This window comes from Pseudomonas sp. P4_B3, assembly GCF_056402295.1.
The window spans coordinates 36,131-52,754 of sequence record NZ_JBFUHR010000034.1; the positions used below are offsets into that span (position 1 = coordinate 36,131).

At 59.8% G+C, this 16,624-nt stretch carries 14 protein-coding genes; 6 read left to right on the forward strand and 8 right to left on the reverse strand.

The genetic code is table 11. The features are described from left to right. Positions 1-11 precede the first annotated feature (11 nt). From AC1DWG_RS28965 to AC1DWG_RS28975, 3 genes are read right to left on the reverse strand one after another with little or no spacing between them, the layout of a single operon-like run. Positions 12-800 carry an ABC transporter permease gene (locus AC1DWG_RS28965; RefSeq protein ID WP_007995935.1) on the reverse strand — a complete coding sequence of 263 codons (789 nt, stop codon included), beginning with the start codon at positions 798-800 and terminating at the stop codon, positions 12-14. Further along, complete coding sequence (locus tag AC1DWG_RS28970; RefSeq protein ID WP_477764018.1) at positions 797-1,714, reverse strand: ABC transporter permease; 918 nt, start codon at positions 1,712-1,714, stop codon at positions 797-799. The genes AC1DWG_RS28965 and AC1DWG_RS28970 overlap by 4 nt, the downstream gene beginning before the upstream one ends. 1 nt (position 1,715) lies before the next feature. Then, positions 1,716-2,801 (reverse strand): ABC transporter ATP-binding protein, encoded by a 1,086-nt coding sequence (locus AC1DWG_RS28975; RefSeq protein WP_477755208.1) that lies wholly within the window; start codon positions 2,799-2,801, stop codon positions 1,716-1,718. Positions 2,802-2,941: 140 nt separating this feature from the next. Between AC1DWG_RS28975 and AC1DWG_RS28980 the strand changes: the two genes are divergently transcribed. The 4 genes from AC1DWG_RS28980 (at position 2,942) to AC1DWG_RS28995 (ending at position 6,601) form a co-directional block, all read left to right on the forward strand. Next, entirely contained in the window at positions 2,942-3,631 is a 690-nt protein-coding gene (locus AC1DWG_RS28980; RefSeq protein WP_007987445.1) for a GntR family transcriptional regulator, read from the forward strand. 181 nt (positions 3,632-3,812) lie between these two features. Beyond that, positions 3,813-5,924, forward strand: a complete 2,112-nt coding sequence (locus tag AC1DWG_RS28985; RefSeq protein WP_477788701.1) for a hybrid sensor histidine kinase/response regulator — start codon at positions 3,813-3,815, stop codon at positions 5,922-5,924. Positions 5,925-6,097: 173 nt separating this feature from the next. Then, a complete protein-coding gene (locus AC1DWG_RS28990; RefSeq protein ID WP_046038510.1) occupies positions 6,098-6,331 on the forward strand; it encodes a DUF465 domain-containing protein in 234 nt (77 codons plus the stop codon). Positions 6,332-6,439: 108 nt separating this feature from the next. After that, a complete protein-coding gene (locus tag AC1DWG_RS28995; protein ID WP_477755531.1) occupies positions 6,440-6,601 on the forward strand; it encodes a hypothetical protein in 162 nt (53 codons plus the stop codon). Positions 6,602-6,735: 134 nt separating this feature from the next. On the opposite strand, the gene AC1DWG_RS29000 is transcribed toward AC1DWG_RS28995, so the two are convergent. The 5 genes from AC1DWG_RS29000 to AC1DWG_RS29020 form a co-directional block, all read right to left on the reverse strand. Further along, positions 6,736-7,815, reverse strand: coding sequence for an SMP-30/gluconolactonase/LRE family protein (locus AC1DWG_RS29000; protein WP_477764020.1), 1,080 nt, complete (start codon positions 7,813-7,815; stop codon positions 6,736-6,738). After that, on the reverse strand, positions 7,812-8,957 hold the full coding sequence (locus AC1DWG_RS29005) for a sterol desaturase/SRPBCC family protein (protein ID WP_477788702.1): 1,146 nt from the start codon (positions 8,955-8,957) through the stop codon (positions 7,812-7,814). Before AC1DWG_RS29005 ends, AC1DWG_RS29000 begins: the two co-directional genes overlap by 4 nt. 106 nt (positions 8,958-9,063) lie before the next feature. Then, positions 9,064-9,927: a LysR family transcriptional regulator gene (locus tag AC1DWG_RS29010; protein WP_477755528.1), complete on the reverse strand. Its 864-nt coding sequence runs from the start codon at positions 9,925-9,927 to the stop codon at positions 9,064-9,066. 175 nt (positions 9,928-10,102) lie between these two features. After that, positions 10,103-10,417 carry an SCP2 sterol-binding domain-containing protein gene (locus AC1DWG_RS29015; protein WP_477755527.1) on the reverse strand — a complete coding sequence of 105 codons (315 nt, stop codon included), beginning with the start codon at positions 10,415-10,417 and terminating at the stop codon, positions 10,103-10,105. A 64-nt stretch (positions 10,418-10,481) separates the two neighbouring features. Beyond that, the gene (locus tag AC1DWG_RS29020; protein WP_477764022.1) at positions 10,482-11,192 is read right to left on the reverse strand and encodes a histidine phosphatase family protein; all 711 of its coding nucleotides are present in this window, start codon (positions 11,190-11,192) and stop codon (positions 10,482-10,484) included. Positions 11,193-11,393: 201 nt separating this feature from the next. On the opposite strand from AC1DWG_RS29020, the gene sohB reads away from it, so the two are divergent. Both sohB and AC1DWG_RS29030 read left to right on the forward strand, forming a co-directional pair. After that, on the forward strand, positions 11,394-12,416 hold the full coding sequence (sohB, locus tag AC1DWG_RS29025) for a protease SohB (protein ID WP_477755525.1): 1,023 nt from the start codon (positions 11,394-11,396) through the stop codon (positions 12,414-12,416). A 190-nt stretch (positions 12,417-12,606) separates the two neighbouring features. Next, positions 12,607-16,578 carry a dermonecrotic toxin domain-containing protein gene (locus AC1DWG_RS29030; RefSeq protein WP_477788703.1) on the forward strand — a complete coding sequence of 1,324 codons (3,972 nt, stop codon included), beginning with the start codon at positions 12,607-12,609 and terminating at the stop codon, positions 16,576-16,578. Positions 16,579-16,624: the final 46 nt, after the last annotated feature.

A 16,624-nucleotide genomic window follows, 5' to 3' on the forward strand; every position in this document is an offset into this window, starting at 1 on the left:
ACGCTCCAGGCTCATTGTTGTTTGCCGCGCTGTCCCAGCCAGAAGGCCAGCACCACCAGCACGATGGAAATCACCAGCATCAGGGTCGAGATCGCGTTGATCTCCGGCGTCACGCCGGCCTTGATGGCCGAGAAGATGTACACCGGCAAGGTGGTCGAACCAGGACCTGCGACGAAGAAGGTCATGATGAAATCGTCGAGACTGACCACGAACGCCAACACCGAACCGGACAGCACCGCCGGCCACAGCAGCGGCAGGGTCACCCGGCGAAACACCTGCCAGGGGTTGGCATACAGGTCGTTCGCCGCTTCCAGCAGGCTCTTGTCCAGGTCGTTGAGCCGCGCACGGATTGGCAGGTAAGCGAAGGGAATGCAGAAGCCGATGTGGGCGACGATGACCGTCAGCAAACCGAGCTTGATCCCCAGCGCCATGAACAGCAGCAGGGTGGCGACGGCGGTGACGATCTCCGGCAGGATCAGCGGCAGGTTGATTCCGCCCTCGACCATTTTCTGCCCGTAGAACGGCCGATAAGTCGCCAATGCCGCGAGCAATGCAATGGCTGTGGCACAGACCGTGGCGATGCTGGCGACGATGATCGAGTTCAGCGCCGCGGTCTGGATCGATGGGTTGGCCAGGATGCGTCCGTACCAGGCGAACGAGAACTCGGTCCACACCGTCGCCGAGCGGTTGGCGTTGAAGCTGTAGGCGATCAGCACGAAAATCGGCAGGTACAGATAGGCCAGCATCAGCAGGCTGACTTCACGGGTCAGGGGCAGTTTCTTCAGGTGCAGGGCGATCATGCTTGGGCTCCTGGGCGTTGGGTCTTGGCGGCATTGCGGCTATAGAGGGCGTAGAGCACCAGGGACAGCAACATGATCCCCAGCAACAGGAACGACAGCGAACTGCCCAGCGGCCAGTTGCGCGCGGTGCCGAATTGCTGCTGGATCAGGTTGCCGATCATCAGCGTCTTGCCGCCGCCGAGGATCGCCGGGGTAATGAAGGCACCCAGGCTCGGTACGAACACCAGCAAGGCACCTGCGATCACGCCCGGCATCGACAGCGGCAGGATGATCCGGCGCAACGCGTGCCAGCGGTTGGCACCCAGGTCGTAGGCGGCTTCTACCAGGCGCCAGTCGAGTTTTTCCAGGGTCGAGTAGATCGGCAGGATCATGAACGGCAGGAAGCTGTAGACCAGGCCGACGCTGACCGCGAAGTCGTTGTAGAGCAGGGTGATGCCCCCGGCTTGCGGCAACAGCGCGTTGAGGCTCTGGGCAATCCAGCCGTGTTCGCGCAGGATGATCAGCCACGCATAGTTGCGGATCAGCAGGTTGGTCCAGAACGGGATGGTGATCAGCAACACCATCAGGTTGCGTCGGCGGGGCGTCAGGCTCGACATCCACAGCGCCACCGGGAAGCCGAACAGGAAACACAGGACCGTGGTGCCACCGGCCTGGAACACCGAGCGGATCAGTGCCTGGGCGTAGACCCAGTTCAGTTCCAGTTCACCGTCGAAACCTTCCTGGAAAAACAGCTGAACGTAACTTTGCAATTGCCAGTTGGCCTGCCAGTCGACGCCACCATAGACGTTGCGTGGCAACAGGCTGATGTAGCCCATGATGCCCAGCGGAATGGCGATCAGGGCCAGCAGGGTCAGGAGCACCGGGCTGAGCAGCAGCGCACGGTTGAGGGCTGGAGAAGTGCTGCTGACGCTCATCTCAGGCCTCCATCAACAGGCAGGCGTGTGGCGGCAGGTTGACCGCGACGCGATCACCCACCACCCGGCCGTGGTTCAGGCCTTCGTTGTTCTCGCGCAGCATGACCTTGATGTCGTTGTTCAGGCGGCATTGGTAGAGCGTGGCCGTGCCGACATACAGCACGGCTTCGATCACGCCGCGCAGGTGATGGGGCTGCGTCGGCTCGACCAGTTGCGAACGCTCGGGGCGGAACGCCAGTTGCACCTTGCTGCCGTCAAAGCCCTGGGCCAGGCAGGGGATTTCCACGGGCATGCCGTTGGGCACGAAGAGCTTTTCGTTCTGCTGGCCGCGCTTGATGTGGCCGGGGAGGAAGTTGATGTCGCCGATGAATTGCGCGACGAACTGGTGTTGCGGCCGTTCGTAGATCTCGTTGGGCGTGCCGATTTGCAGGATCTTGCCGGCGGACATCACGGCAATGCGATCGGACAGGGTCAGCGCCTCTTCCTGATCGTGGGTGACGAAAATGAAGGTGATCCCGGCTTCTTTCTGCACACGCTTGAGTTCGACCTGCATTTCCTTGCGCAGCTTGAGGTCCAGGGCCGACAGCGGTTCATCCAGCAACAGCACTTTGGGTTTCGGTGCCAGGGCCCGGGCCAGAGCCACCCGTTGCTGTTGCCCGCCGGACAGTTCGGCCGGTTTGCGCCTGGCCAGGTGCTGCATTTGCACCAGCGCGAGCATTTCCTCGACACGCTGCGCAATCAGCTTGCGATCAAGGCCCTGCATCTCGAGGCCGAAGGCGATATTCTGCGCAACACTCATGTGCGGAAACAGCGCGTAACTCTGGAACACCGTGTTGACCCGACGCTTGAACGGCGGCAAATCGTTGACCGGCTCGCCCGCGAGGCGAATCACACCGTCGCTGACGTGCTCGAAGCCGGCAATGGTGCGCAGCAAGGTGGTTTTGCCGCAGCCGGAGGGGCCGAGCAGGGTGAAGAATTCGTTGTCGGCAATGTCGACCGAGACGTTATCGAGGGCGGGTGCCAGCCCCGGATCGTCGGAATATCGCTTTGAGACGTTTCGCACTTCGATTGCTGTTGGATGACCCATTATGGTGCATTCCTCTAATTATTGTATGCAAAATCTGGATGCAATTTAGAAATACCCGGATTAATCTGCCCGTGCAAGCCCCTTTTTCAAAGGCTGTTCACTCGCCAGGGTTGGTTGCACAGGGCGCGAGGAGTTGATGAATGACGGAAAAGAAACTGGAAACCACGGTCGACCGCGTCTACCAAGGGGTTTACGAGGCGATCAGCAAACGCTCGTTGCGTCCGGGCATGAAACTCGGCGAAGCCTCACTGGCCGAGCTTTTCAATGTCAGCCGCACGTCCGTTCGGGCCGCGCTCAAGCAATTGGAGGCCGATGGACTGGTCACCACCGAGCCCAATAAAGGTGCATCGGTGTCGTTGCCGAGTGACGAAGAGATCCGCTCGTTGTTCGAAACCCGGCGTTTGATCGAGATCGGTATCGTCAGCGAACTGTGCCGTCGGCGTGATACAGCGGTGACCCAGGACCTGCGCGATCATTTGCTGCTGGAAGATGAAGCGCATCAGAGCGGTGATCACGAACGGCTGATTCACCTGCTCGGCGAGTTCCACATCAAGCTGGCCCGCAGCCTGAACAACCCGGTGTTGCTCGACTGGTTCCAAAAGCTGATTTCCCGGGCGTCGCTGTATGCCGCCGCACTGGATGACGACAGTCACGAGGCCTGCCGCGACGACGAACACCTGCGGCTGATCGAGTACATCGAGGCGGGCAACCAGAGCGCGGCCATCGAGCTGACCTGCATGCACTTGAATGGCATCGAGAAGGCCATTCTGGATGTCGCGGCCACGCTGAAAAGCAGTTACAACCCGCTCAAGCATTTGATTGAGGTGTAGGAGCTGCCGAAGGCTGCGATCTTTTGATCTTGTTGTTAAAAGTCAAAGTCAAAAGATCGCAGCCTGCGGCAGCTCCTACAGGGGGCACCAATTTCATCGCATCAGCTATACCTCTATGAAACGAATAGCGTGCAGGATGCTCGAAACAAACGGGTGCAATTTACTGGGATTGAGCCAGCCGATGCAGTTTCTAGCGGATAGCCACGGGTGTGCCGGGTGGAACGGTGAAATGGCCGGGCGCATCCGTGCGTTCGACTGGAGCCGGACCGAACTTGGCCCACTCGACTCATGGTCGAAGAGCCTCAGCAGTGCGGTGCAGTTGATGCTTGCCTCGCCGTTGCCGATGGTGATGCTCTGGGGGCAGTCGGGGTACATGATCTACAACGACGCCTATTCGAAATTCGCCGGTGGGCGTCATCCCTATCTGCTGGGGTCCACGGTGGAGCTGGGTTGGCCAGAAGTCGCCGAATTCAATCGCCACGTAGTCGACACCTGCCTGGCGGGCGGCACCTTGTCCTATCGCAACAAAGAACTGGTGCTGCTGCGTGACGGGGTTCCGGAGCATGTCTGGATGGACCTCTACTACAGCCCGGTGGCTGATGATGACGGACGTCCGGCCGGGGTCATGTCCATGGTGGTTGAAACCACGGAGCGGGTGATATCCGAGCACCGGCGACAAGTGGCTGAAGACGCTTATCGTGCGGATAACGAGCGGGTGCGCCTGGCATTGAACGCCGGTGCCTTGCTCGGTTCCTTTGTCTGGGACATCAAGACAAATGTGTTGTCGGGTGATGAGCGATTCGCTCGCACGTTCTCTTATCCACCCGGGCAAGACTTGGGCAATCTGTCACAGGAGATCGTCGAAGGGCGGATCCATCCGGACGACCGCAGCTGGGTCCAGGAACGGGTCACACTGTCGGTCGAGACGGGCGAACCCTACAACGTCGAGTACCGGATCCGGCGTCCCGACGGCAGTTACTTCTGGGTGCTCGCCAGCGGTTGCTGTGAATTCGATGAGCAAGGCGAGGCATTTCGTTTCCCTGGTGTGCTGATCGATATTCACGAACGCAAGACCGCCGAAGAATCCCTGCTCAAGTTCACCCGCAACCTGGAGCAGCGGGTGGCCGATGAGGTCGAGGCGCGGCTGGCGGCGGAAGAACAACTGCGCCAGTCACAGAAACTCGAAGCCATCGGTGGCCTCACCGGCGGTGTGGCCCATGACTTCAACAACCTGTTGCAAGTGATCGCTGGCAACCTGCACCTGTTGGCACGCCATGAGCCGAATAACCCCAATGTGCAACGCCGGGTCTCGGCGTCGATTGCCGCGGTCGAGCGCGGTGCCAAGCTGTCCTCGCAATTGCTTGCATTCGCCCGTCGCCAACCGTTGTCGCCTGCGGTCTTCACGTTGCGGCAGATTTTCGATGGCCTGGCGGAGCTGTTGCAACGTGCCTTGGGTGAAACCCTTCAGGTGCACATGGCAGCGCCTGAGGATTCCTGGAATGTGTTTGTCGATCGCAATCAACTGGAAAACGCCATTCTCAACCTGGCGATCAATGCCCGGGACGCCATGCAGGGTGAGGGGACCATTGATCTTTGCGCGGACAACATCGTCCTGGGTCGCCAATTTTGCGCCGGCAAGGGCATTGCTGCCGGGGACTATGTACGGGTGTCCGTGGCGGACACCGGCGTCGGCATGCCGCCGCAGGTGCTGGCCCAGGCGTTCGAGCCATTCTTCACCACCAAGGCCGACGGTCAGGGCACCGGATTGGGCTTGAGTATGGTGTTTGGTTTCGTCAAACAGAGTGGCGGTCATATCGAAATTGCCAGCGCCGTCGGGCAGGGCACCCGGGTGCAGCTGTATTTCCCGCGCACCTTGCGCTCGGCACCCAGCGAAACACCGAACCCCGACGTGCCGCAACGGGGTGGCCACGAGCGTATCCTGGTGGTCGAAGACAATGAGGCGGTGCGGGTATCGGCGGTGGAGTTGTTGCGCGAAGAGGGTTATCAGGTCCTCACGGCCACCAACGGTGACGTCGCCATGCAAATGTTGCTGGAAGGGCTGGCGGTGGACCTGATATTCACCGACGTGGTCATGCCCGGCCTGATCAAGAGTTCGGACCTGGCGGCCTGGGCGAAAGTGCAGGAACCACCGGTGGCCGTGCTGTTCACCTCGGGGCATACCCACGACATCATCTCGCGTAATCACCAGCTCAGCCCCGACACCCATCTGCTGAGCAAACCCTACAATCCCGAAGCACTCAGGCAAATGGTGCGCACGGTGCTTAACGGCTGAAACCAGTGGAGGCGCGGGTGCAGGCAAAGGTTTTATCGCCTGTGCGACAGGACGACGAACGGACGCCGCTGGTCTGACAGGTGGTCGACAGAACGGGCTAACCGAGGCCATTCTGATAGTTGGTGAACGCAATTGATCGCGTTTCGCTGCCGATCAACAAACGGAGGTGTTCCATGCCGGTGCCCCATGACCTTTATCAGGATCTGAAACGCTCAAAGGAAGAAGTCCAGCAGAAACGCACCAAGGATCCGTTACTGGATTCACTGCTTAACAAGTATTCCCAGGCGGATGCCGAAGTGGTGAAAGCAGAGGAGGCCAAGTCCAACGATGACACGGTAAGGAAACTCAAGGAGGCTCGCCTGCTGGTCAAGGACAAGATCGTCAAGCAACTGGGCTCGACATCCTGACCCAGCGTGCTGCCACCGACGAGCGGTGGCCGGAAAGTTGGAACGGCAACCAGAACCGGCACCTCGAATGCTCAGAGACCAATGTTACGGCTCTCAACGAGGTGCCTCATGACCCAGCCCGAATATCCCAGTGAACAACAGGGTGCCTACGACCCTATACCCACTCATCCCGAACCGCTGAGCCCCGAACACACCACGGTCAATCCCGAGGAAGAGCCGGGCATTGATGAATGTCCGGAAGATGAAGGTGTCGACTCGGACACCGAGTGAACGCTGTCCCTGTGGGAGCGAGCCTGCTTGCGAAGACGTCAGCACAGTCAACACCACTGGTGACTGCCCGTCCGCGATCGCGAGCAGGCTCGCTCCCACAGGGGGGCTTCGGTGAATTCAGGAAGGGGGACTGCTCATTGCAATGCCTTGCTCAACGGCAAACGCACCATGTTCTGCGCTTTCAGCGAACCGAAATACAACCAATCCCCATACTCGCGCACTGTGGTGATCGGTGAGTAGTTGTCGCTGCTGCCGTCCTGCAGGTTGGCAATCACTTTGCCCTCAAGGTCCAGACCCAGGGCAAACCCGCGATTTTCCACGGGTTTGGGCAAGACAGTCATGGCCCGCACGATCATCTTGCGCACGAACGGATGTGCAGCCGTGCCATCGAGCAAGGCGTTTCGGGGGGCATACAGTGCCACCCAGAACCGGTCGTGACCATTGAACGACAGATTGTCCGGCAGCCCCGGCAGGTTGTCGATGAACAGGTCATGGGTGCCGGCCTTCGGACCGCTGAGCCAATAACGGCTGATGCGGTAGGCCCCGGTTTCATTGACCAGTACATAGGCATCGTCCGGCCCCAGGGTCACACCGTTGGCAAACTCCAGCTTATCCAGCACAACCGACGTTTTGCCGGTCTGGAAGTCGTAACGCAGCAGTCGACCGTCGCCGCCGTGTTCGAGCACGGCCTCACCGTCGTGGCCATAACCAAAGCGGCTCGAAGCATCGCTGAAATAAGCGTAGTGACCGGGTTTATCGATGGCCACATCGTCGGTAAAACCGAAGGGAACGCCGCCGGCCTCTGTGGTCAAGGCCACCAGACGCCCCTGGGCGTCGAGGGACAACAAACCTTTGACGGCATCGGCGATCACCAGCAGACCATTGGGATGCCGGGCCAGGCCCAGTGGCCGGCCACCGGTATCGGTCAGGACTTTGGTGGTCTTGCCATCCAGGCTCGTGCGGATCAGGCGACCGTCGTGCAGGCCGGTGATGAGCGTGTCGTTTTCCAGCAACAAGGCTTCCGGCCCGTCGATGTCGGCGGCACCGACGCGTTCCACCCCCTTGAGCCGCTGATTGTCGGCGTAGATTCCGCTGGTGAGGGACGGCGCAGGTTGTGGCGTCCAGGCCACCGGTCGCACTTTGGTCGGCATCAGCAGCAGGAAGGCGCCGATGACGACGATGGCCAGCAACAGACATTTGAAGGTTCTGCTCACGCGCCGACCCCCGTCGCCGCCAGATACTTCTGCGCCATGTCGCGCAACGCCAGCATCGACGCCGCCGATTCCCGATCGATGCGCCGCTTGAGCAACAACCGGTTGGCAATCCGCATCGCCAGACCGCTGAATTGATACTCCAGGGTCCGGACGAAACGCGTGTCGTTGCCCTCGGCATCGCATTCATAGGTCACCACCAGCGACAGGCCATGATCACCCTGGGCCCGGGCGCTCCAGCGCCGTCCGGGCAAGTACTCCGCTACCTCCCAGCGCAAGTGCCCGTCGCGGCCACCAGCGCGGATGTCCTCTTCGAAACGTGCGCCAGCATGCAACGGGCCTTTCGGCCCATCGATATGCAGCGACGACGGATGCCATTGCGGCCAAAGGGTCACGGTGCTGGCGTAGGCCAGTACATTGATCGGGTTTCCGGCAATGACAAGCTGATGCTGCATGCGGGTCATGGGCGTTCTCGTAGGGTTGAGCGGCTCGGGTTCCGGTTCCCAGTAGAGGGTGCCGAACAGGTAGTCCATCAGCGGGAAAACGATGTTGAAATTACGCTCCTGCATCAGTTCGCGGCGGTGATGCAGTTCGTGCAACCGGCGCATCTGGCGGATCCACGGCAATCGTGTGACCCGGTTGTGCGACGGCAGATGCTCGCAGGCATGAAACACTTCGTAAGTCAGGTAACCGAGGACAAGAAGGCCGCCGACCAATCCGGCGACGTTGGTATTGATGTGCTTGAGCAGCCACCAGAGTGGCAGGGCGACGGCGAGGGTGTGCAGCACGATCAGCCATGCCGGAAACAGTATCACCCGCCAGTCGCGGGCGCTGTCGTAGGTCATGTGGCCGGGGGTGAAAAAGCTGTGGTGGTCGCCGGCGTGGCGGGCATAAAACAGCCGAGCGAAGCCCTTTCTATGATGACCCAGGTGGCGATGCACCCTGTACACGCCGAGGTTGAACAGCAGCAGCGTGACGGGCACCGCCAGCCATTCTGTTGGCCGCACCTGATGTACGGTGCTCCAGAAAGCGCTGATCGCCAGCGCCCCGAACAACAGGACAAAAGCGCCGTGCAGCCAAGGGTTGTAGAGCGGATGAATGTCGGCGCGGTAACGGCTGCGGAATCCTTCGGTGGTCTGCCTCACTGCAATCACCTGTCGTTTTTGTTATCTCTTTCAGATTAGCCGATCCCGGTGAATTGACGGGCCGAACCTTGAGGCCACAACGGCCATGATCCGGTGCAAACCGGTCTCAAGTCAGCGGGTCCCAGCGTTGCGACCAGTCTTCGTCGGAATCGATAACCTCGCGCAGCAGGTCGAAGGCCCGTTGCAGTGTCGGCGAGTCACGATCGCGCGAATAGACCAGATAGGTCGGGTAGTTGAATTCCGGCGCCTTGGGCACCCGTTCCAGGGCGCCGCTATCCAGATAACTTTGCACGACGCGGGTGCGAAAGTAGCCGCTGCCGCCGTTTTCGAGAAGGTACTGCAGGCCCAGCGGGCCAAGATTGAAGCTCAGCGCCGCCTTGGCTTTTTCCGGCAGGGCGGCGTCGTGCTGGCGTCGGAAGTCAGCGCCCCAATCGATGTACACGTAAGGATCTGGCTTGCCGGCCAGGCGCACGAGAATCAGTTTTTCTTCGAGAATCTGCTCAACCTGCAAACGCGGCCAATACTCGGGCTGATACACCAGCGCGGCATCCAGAACGCCCAACTCCAGTTGACGCAGCAGGTTTTCACCGTCACGGATTTCCATGCGCAAGGCGTGGCTGGGGATGTTTTTACGGATTTCGCCGGCCCAACCGAGCATCAGCGGGTTGCACAGGCTCACTTCGCCACCGATGTGCAGCACATCGCGATAGCCCTCGGGCAATGGCAAATCACGCCGCGCGGCTTCCCAGGTTTGCACCAGTTGATTGGCGTACACCACGAACGCTTCGCCATTGGGTGTCAGGCGGGCTCCGGCGCGGTTGCGCACGAACAGGGTACTGCCCAGTTGGCTTTCGAGTTTCTGCACCCGCGCGGTGATCGCGGTCTGGGTGACATGGAGCTTCTCGGCAGCCGCGGCCAGGCTGCCGTGGCGAACGATTTCGAGGAAGGTGCGGGCGAGGTCGATGTCCATGGGGTGGCCGGTGTTGTAAGTACTCGCATTGTAAGAGCGGATACCTTACTGGTACCACTCATACCCTGTGACAAGCCCCCTCACCACAGGTCGGGATTCAAAACGACGAATCCCGCCACTAAGGGCGGGATTCGTTTGCGGCCTTGCACGCTCCCGAAGCTCGGGAGCCAGGTGCTTACGACGGGAACAGTTCAGACAGTTTCATCGCCAGCATCATGTCGCCTTCAGCGCGCAGTTTGCCGCCCATGAACGCTTGCATGCCGTCAGTCGAACCGTCGACGATGCCTTCCAGGGTTTCGCCGTCCATCACCAGGGTCACCTGGGCGTCCGGGTTCTCGCCTTCCTGCAGTTCGCAGGTCTGGTCCTTGACGATCAGCGAGAAGTTCTTGGAGTCGTCGATGCGGAAACCGAAGACCAGGTCCAGACCGGCAGCAGCGGCTGGGTTGAACTTGGCTTTCATTGCTTGTACGGCGTCGGCTACGGAGGTCATGGTTCGATCCTTTCTTGGGTAATAAGAGCTGGGTGATTACAGCCAGGGTCACAATAGTCCGGACTCAGCGAAACGTGATGAGTTCCGGGGCCTTCAACAGTTGCAGGTGCGCATGAGTGTTGAAGGAAGCCAGGGCCACCTCGCGACCACGAAACTTAAGCTGGTTAAGCGAGGTGTTGACGATTTGCCAGTTCAATTCAAAGGCCTGTCGGGCAGGCATTTGCGTAATCAGGTGGAGCAGGGCAGTAATGGTGCCGCCGGACGTGAACACGGCGATTTTCTGGGTGTTGTCGGCCTGGTCGAGGATGCGGTGCAAGCCGGCCTGGACCCGCTCGACAAAGCCCAGCCAGCTTTCCAGGCCCGGGGTGTCAAAGGTGCCGGCGAGCCAGCGTTCGATGATCAGGGCGAAGATACGCTGGAACTCACCACGGTTTTGCGCGGCATTGCGCAGGATGTTCAGGGCTTCGGGTTCGTCTGGCAGCATGGCCGGCAACAGCGCGCGGATCACCGCATCGGCGTCGAACTCGTTGAAGGCGCAGTCGGTTTCCAGGAGCGGCACCGGCAGGCCCACCGCGGCGAATTGTTCCAGCGCGCTGTTGGCCGTGTGTTGCTGGCGGCGCAGGTCGCCCGCCAGGCAGCGGTCGAAGCTGATGCCGAGTTCGGCCAGGTGCCGGCCAAGGATTTCAGCCTGTCGAATGCCGGTCGGCGACAGGACGTCGTAGTCGTCCGCACCAAAAGAGGCCTGGCCATGTCGAATCAAATAGATGCTGCCCACGTCCGCGTCATCCCGGTGCGTTGAAGGTTTGGCGAGGTTATGAGGATGGCGGTGTACTGTCAATTAAAAAACATACGCTTGTTTGAAATGCCCGTTGCAGGCCTGCTGCCAGAGGTTTCACGGCTGGTCGCAAGGTCGGCGCATGGGTATGCTGGAGGTATCCCGCGCGCGTTCGAGCCGCGCATCGTTTGAGGAGTCCCCGTGGAGTTTTTTTCCGAGTACGCCATTTTTCTGGCCAAGACCGTGACCCTGGTGATCGCCATTCTGGTGGTCCTGGCCAGTTTTGCGGCCTTGCGCAGCAAGGGACGGCGCAAGTCGTCCGGCCAGTTGCAGGTCAGCAAGCTCAATGATTTCTACAAAGGGCTGCGCGAGCGCCTGGAGCAAACCTTGCTCGACAAGGACCAGCTCAAGGCCCTGCGCAAGACGCAGGCTAAAACCGACAAGAAACAGAAGAAAAAAACCGAGGCCAAACCCCGGGTGTTCGTGCTGGATTTCAACGGCGATATCAAGGCTTCGGCCACCGAAAGCCTGCGCCACGAAATCACGGCCTTGCTGACCCTCGCCACACCGAAGGACGAAGTGGTGCTGCGCCTGGAAAGCGGCGGCGGCATGGTTCACAGCTACGGGCTGGCTTCTTCGCAACTGGCGCGCATCCGCGAAGCCGGCGTGCCCTTGACCGTGTGCATCGACAAGGTCGCGGCCAGTGGCGGCTACATGATGGCGTGCATCGGCCAGAAGATCATCAGCGCACCCTTCGCGATCCTCGGCTCGATTGGCGTGGTGGCGCAGTTGCCCAACGTCAATCGCCTGCTGAAAAAGCACGACATCGATTTCGAGGTGCTGACCGCCGGTGAATACAAGCGCACCCTGACCGTGTTTGGCGAAAACACCGAGAAGGGGCGGGAGAAGTTCCAGCAGGATCTGGACATTACCCATCAACTGTTCAAGAACTTCGTGTCGCGCTATCGCCCGCAGCTGGCGATCGATGAAGTGGCCACCGGCGAAATCTGGCTCGGCGTCGCGGCGCTGGACAAGCACCTGGTCGACGAACTCAAGACCAGCGATGAATACCTCGCCGAGCGCGCCAGCAAGTCCGAGCTCTATCACTTGCATTACACCGAACGCAAAAGCCTGCCAGAGCGCATTGGCATGGCCGCCAGCGGCTCGGTCGATCGCGTGCTGCTGAGCTGGTGGAGCCGTTTGACCCAGCAACGCTTCTGGTAAGCCTTTAGCGGGCGTCTGCAACAAGATCAAACCGCGGATTTTTCGCGGTTTTTTTCGCCCGGAATTTCAGGTTTGTCATTTTCCTGTGGCCGCCGCGAAACGTCCTAACTGATCAGCCGAGCATTCCGACTTACGCTTGAGTCGCCGCTGGTTATTCTGGTGATTCCCAATAGTTTGCAATGGAATGCACATGAATAATCACGCCCATGGCGGTGCCCCAACACCCAATGTCCTGATGCACAACGAACTGAAGGCCGCGGTGGAGACCGCACTACCGCAAACTCCCGCTCAGTTTGGCGAGCGCTTGATCAAGGAAAAGTGGGGAGTGGACATTGATCCGCAGGCAGCCCTGCTGGTAACACTCGACTATAACTACCATAGGCATCCTCCAGAGAACGGTATCCATCAGGGGCAGGTGGGGAGTTCCCGCACCCTGATCCAGGCCCTGCTTGGCAATTATCAGACGGTGGGCGACGGGCGCTTCGGCGAAACGGTGTTTGGTCTGTACACACCGCCCGACATCGGGCCGTCGGTGCGCATTGTCGAGAAGGTCGATGAGTTTGCTTATGTGGGCAGCGGTAACCACGACACCTATGAAGGCATTTACCGCGCCACGGTTCCGCAATCCTATGGCCCGCACACGCAAATCAATCTGCGGCCTGCCGATTTCAAACAGTGGGTCTGGGGGTTGTTTCTTTCTGATCGATACCAGGCTTATCTCGATCAGGCCTGGCCGTCGGACGCGGTCATCACTGCTCCCGGTCCTTATGCCCTGAGGACATCGGTCAAGGTCGCTTTCGTCATGGCGGCCCGGCTGCAATATCAAGAACGGTGCCTGTCCCGAAAGGGGCTGGAACTTGCCATGCAAGCCGCCGGGTTGCCCGCCACGCAGACCTGGGAAGCGCTGACGATCGAGCAATTGCAAGCGCCGACAAAAATGCCTCCGGGTGTCGAGGCGAGTCGGTTGAAACTGTACCGTTATACAGCGACGGATATCTGGTGCTTTCAAGAGCGATCAGGTTCCAGGGTGTTGCTGTACATCCCCGGCAATTCTTCGCCATTGCACGAATTCACCGACAGTCGACAGTTGCGCCAATGGATCGTGGCTCAGGGCAGGGGCGCCGATACGAAACATGCATTGGCGGCTCACTTCACCGAAGAGGATCGAGAGGACGGCACCTTTCATGCGGGTGTACTGACCGCGCTGGAGGGCATGGCGATTTATCCCAAAATGCACAGGCTGACGAAGAATGCCGGGTTCTTCAACGATGATGGCCATTGGGATCCGGGCGACTACATCGAGTTTGATCGCTCACCCAGCGCAACCGACCCTTTTGCGCAGTTGGTGAAATCCATGAAGCAAGTCGCCCAGGATAGCGTCAAGACCATCCGCGACGATGCTCAGGTCAACCGTGACAATCTGAGTGCTTTCGTCGAGCCGATTGTGCAATGGATCAACCGGTTCGGGCCACTGGCGTTGTTTGTGCCTGGAGGTGAGGGATTGTTGGTGCTGGCCGGGCTTATTGATGCCGGTTACGGTCTGGATGAGGCAGTCGAGGGGCAAACAGCCAGTGAGCGCTCCGAAGGCGTGACGCGAACTGTGTTCGGCTTGCTCAATGCATTGCCGCTGGTCGGGGCTGTCGCCTCGTTAGAACGCGACGGCGCCGAGGTCGCCGCGCTGACCAGGACCGAGCACGAGACTGGCGAGCCCGATGTGCAACCCGGCGGCAGACCGGCTGGTGATCCGTCCGCTCCTATCGCTGCCTCGGAACCGATCACGCGGATACCGAGTCGTCTGAGCCTGCTGCGAGGGATAGGCGCCCCGGTGGACGCTTTCAGCGATGAGGTCCTGATGCAGATCGGCAAGGTCAGCGACGTCGATGACGACATGCTGCGGATGATCCAGGCCGGTCGTCGACCTGCTCCCGTGTTGGCCGACACCATCAGCCGGTTCAGGATCGATCAGGACGTCGCGCAAGTCATCGATAAAACCCAGGCTGACGCGGCAACTGCGGTCGAAGGCAGTGATTTGCACGAGGCGTTGCAGGCCAGGCGAGTGGAGTTGTTCAACAGTCGTTATCAGGCACTTCAGAATTCGAAGCATGAATGGGTCCGATTGTTTCAACAGCAATATCCCGGGCTGCCGAAAAGTGCGGTGGAGCAGATGCTTGATCGCTATGGAGTAGAACTGACGGCGACGCCGGATGAGATCCAGGCCAGGGAACTATTCAGGCAATTGGATAGCAAAGCCCGCCAGTACCAGCGGCATGTGCGCCTCACTCGTGCTTACGAAGGCCTTTATCTGCGGTCGGTGGCCCATTCCGATTCGGACACGCTGGCTTTGCACTCACTGAGGAACCTGCCCGGATGGCCGAAAAACCTGCGAGTCGAGGTGCTCGATGGCTCGTCGCAAGGCCGGGTGCTGGATCGTTGCGGTTCCCTCGATGCCGCTTATTGTCGACGCTTGATCAAAGTCGGCAACCATTATCAATACTTCGACGTACCCACCCAAACCCTCTTGCAAACAGATTTTTACGGGGCTGTCATCGGTGCATTGTCCGAGGACGAGCGTGCGGCGCTGCAGTTGCAGTCGCTGAACCCGGCCAACGAGCTGAAGCTCAATCTCCGTGACCGTGCGCTATCACGCTCCGAGTTCGGCCTGGGTCTGGGCAGAATGGACGGGGGGCTACCCTTCGAAATGCAAGGCTTGAGGGGCGGCGGCTTCCCAACCACCCCGCAGGCCGCAGCGTTGACCCACGAAATGCTGAGGTTGCAAGTCAGGGACCTCTATCCCGACTTCGGCAACGCGCAGGCCGATGAATGGCTGCAACAGGCCGGAGAAAGCGTTCAGTCGCAGCTCGATGGATTGAAGCAACAATTTGAGCAATTGAGTACGGATTTGACGGGGTGGATCGACCAGGCCCTGCAGGATCTCGATGACATGGACATCGACTTTCTGGCCGCTGACGACGAGGACGCCGCGGGCATGAATCATGCGCAAATCGCGGCGCATAACGTCGCGCTGCTGCAGCACACGATGGAGTACGAGCGCGAGACCCGGATGGAACTGGCTGACGAGTTGGTGTCAATCTTGCGAAAGTGCCCGCCGCAGGCCAATCGTCTTTATTCCGGGGAGACGTTAACGGGATACAAACTGGATCTGGACTTCGAGGACTACCACCGCTTGCCGGTCATGAGCATTAGGTTCAACGAGGTGATTGAATTGTCGATGCGCGGATTCCATCTGATTGAACGTGAGAGCTTGAACGGCTTCCTTGATTCTTTCCCCAATCTGCGCGTCTTGAATCTGGAAAGAGTCGATCTGCGGCTGCCTGATGCAATAGGGGGACTTGAGGGTGGTGTTCTGCCGCCGGCGATTGCGCGAATGCGCCATCTCACGACGCTGAATCTGAAAGCCACGTTTCTGCAATTCAGGGAGAACACGGCGTCGCAATTGTGTGACTTGATCAACTTGCAATCACTGGATTTAAGTGGAAACCCCTTGGGTGTTCCGCCTGTGTTGTTAGGGATGAACGAACTGCGCCAGGTGAACCTGAGGAGTACAGGGATCAGTAGATGCCCGATCGGAATTCGGGACGAGCCCTACCTGATGATGCTGGACCTGAGCGATAACCGAATCACCCGGGTTCCGCCAACGGTGCTGAGCCAGGCCGTCGCCCGGGATCGGGTGAAACTCTGGGGCAACCCGTTGACGGACGAGGACACGTTGCGGCGCTTGGTCGATCATCGGCAACGCACCGGGATCAACCTGTGGTTGAGTACGCCAGGAGCCGCCTATGGCAATCCGGTTGCGTGGTTGCGGGAGGGTGACGAAGCACTGCGGCAAACCAGGCGAACGATATGGCAGCAATTGGCGGTCAAACCGTCAGGCGGTCATTTCCTGAGGGTCATCGACGGGCTCAGTCTGACGGCGGACTTTCAGGTCGACTATCTGGTATTGCAAGCGAGAGTCTGGCGACTGTTGAACGAGGCGCAGGCGTCGGACGAGTTGTGGGGCTGGCTGAACCGGTTTGTCGAAGGCGCAGCGATCGATGCTGAAAATCCGCTGGGAATTTTCACCTCGCTGGAAGATCGGGCCAGGCTTTACCGCGATTGGGTAACGATGGGGCGGCCGTTTCCGGTGATTACCGAACAGGCCTAGAGGATGGCCTTGAACCCCGTAAGGGGTTCAAGGCCTGGACATCAAC

What these genes read in the sequence shown, in the direction of transcription:
- AC1DWG_RS29010 (WP_477755528.1), bottom strand. Translation starts at nt 9,927, where the DNA reads ATGGACATCGACCTCGCCCGCACCTTCCTCGAAATCGTTCGCCACGGC.
- AC1DWG_RS29015 (WP_477755527.1), bottom strand. Translation starts at nt 10,417, where the DNA reads ATGACCTCCGTAGCCGACGCCGTACAAGCAATGAAAGCCAAGTTCAAC.
- AC1DWG_RS28985 (WP_477788701.1), top strand. Translation starts at nt 3,813, where the DNA reads ATGCAGTTTCTAGCGGATAGCCACGGGTGTGCCGGGTGGAACGGTGAA.
- AC1DWG_RS28995 (WP_477755531.1), top strand. Translation starts at nt 6,440, where the DNA reads ATGACCCAGCCCGAATATCCCAGTGAACAACAGGGTGCCTACGACCCT.
- AC1DWG_RS28965 (WP_007995935.1), bottom strand. Translation starts at nt 800, where the DNA reads ATGATCGCCCTGCACCTGAAGAAACTGCCCCTGACCCGTGAAGTCAGC.
- AC1DWG_RS28970 (WP_477764018.1), bottom strand. Translation starts at nt 1,714, where the DNA reads ATGAGCGTCAGCAGCACTTCTCCAGCCCTCAACCGTGCGCTGCTGCTC.
- AC1DWG_RS28990 (WP_046038510.1), top strand. Translation starts at nt 6,098, where the DNA reads ATGCCGGTGCCCCATGACCTTTATCAGGATCTGAAACGCTCAAAGGAA.
- AC1DWG_RS28975 (WP_477755208.1), bottom strand. Translation starts at nt 2,801, where the DNA reads ATGGGTCATCCAACAGCAATCGAAGTGCGAAACGTCTCAAAGCGATAT.
- AC1DWG_RS29030 (WP_477788703.1), top strand. Translation starts at nt 12,607, where the DNA reads ATGAATAATCACGCCCATGGCGGTGCCCCAACACCCAATGTCCTGATG.
- AC1DWG_RS28980 (WP_007987445.1), top strand. Translation starts at nt 2,942, where the DNA reads ATGACGGAAAAGAAACTGGAAACCACGGTCGACCGCGTCTACCAAGGG.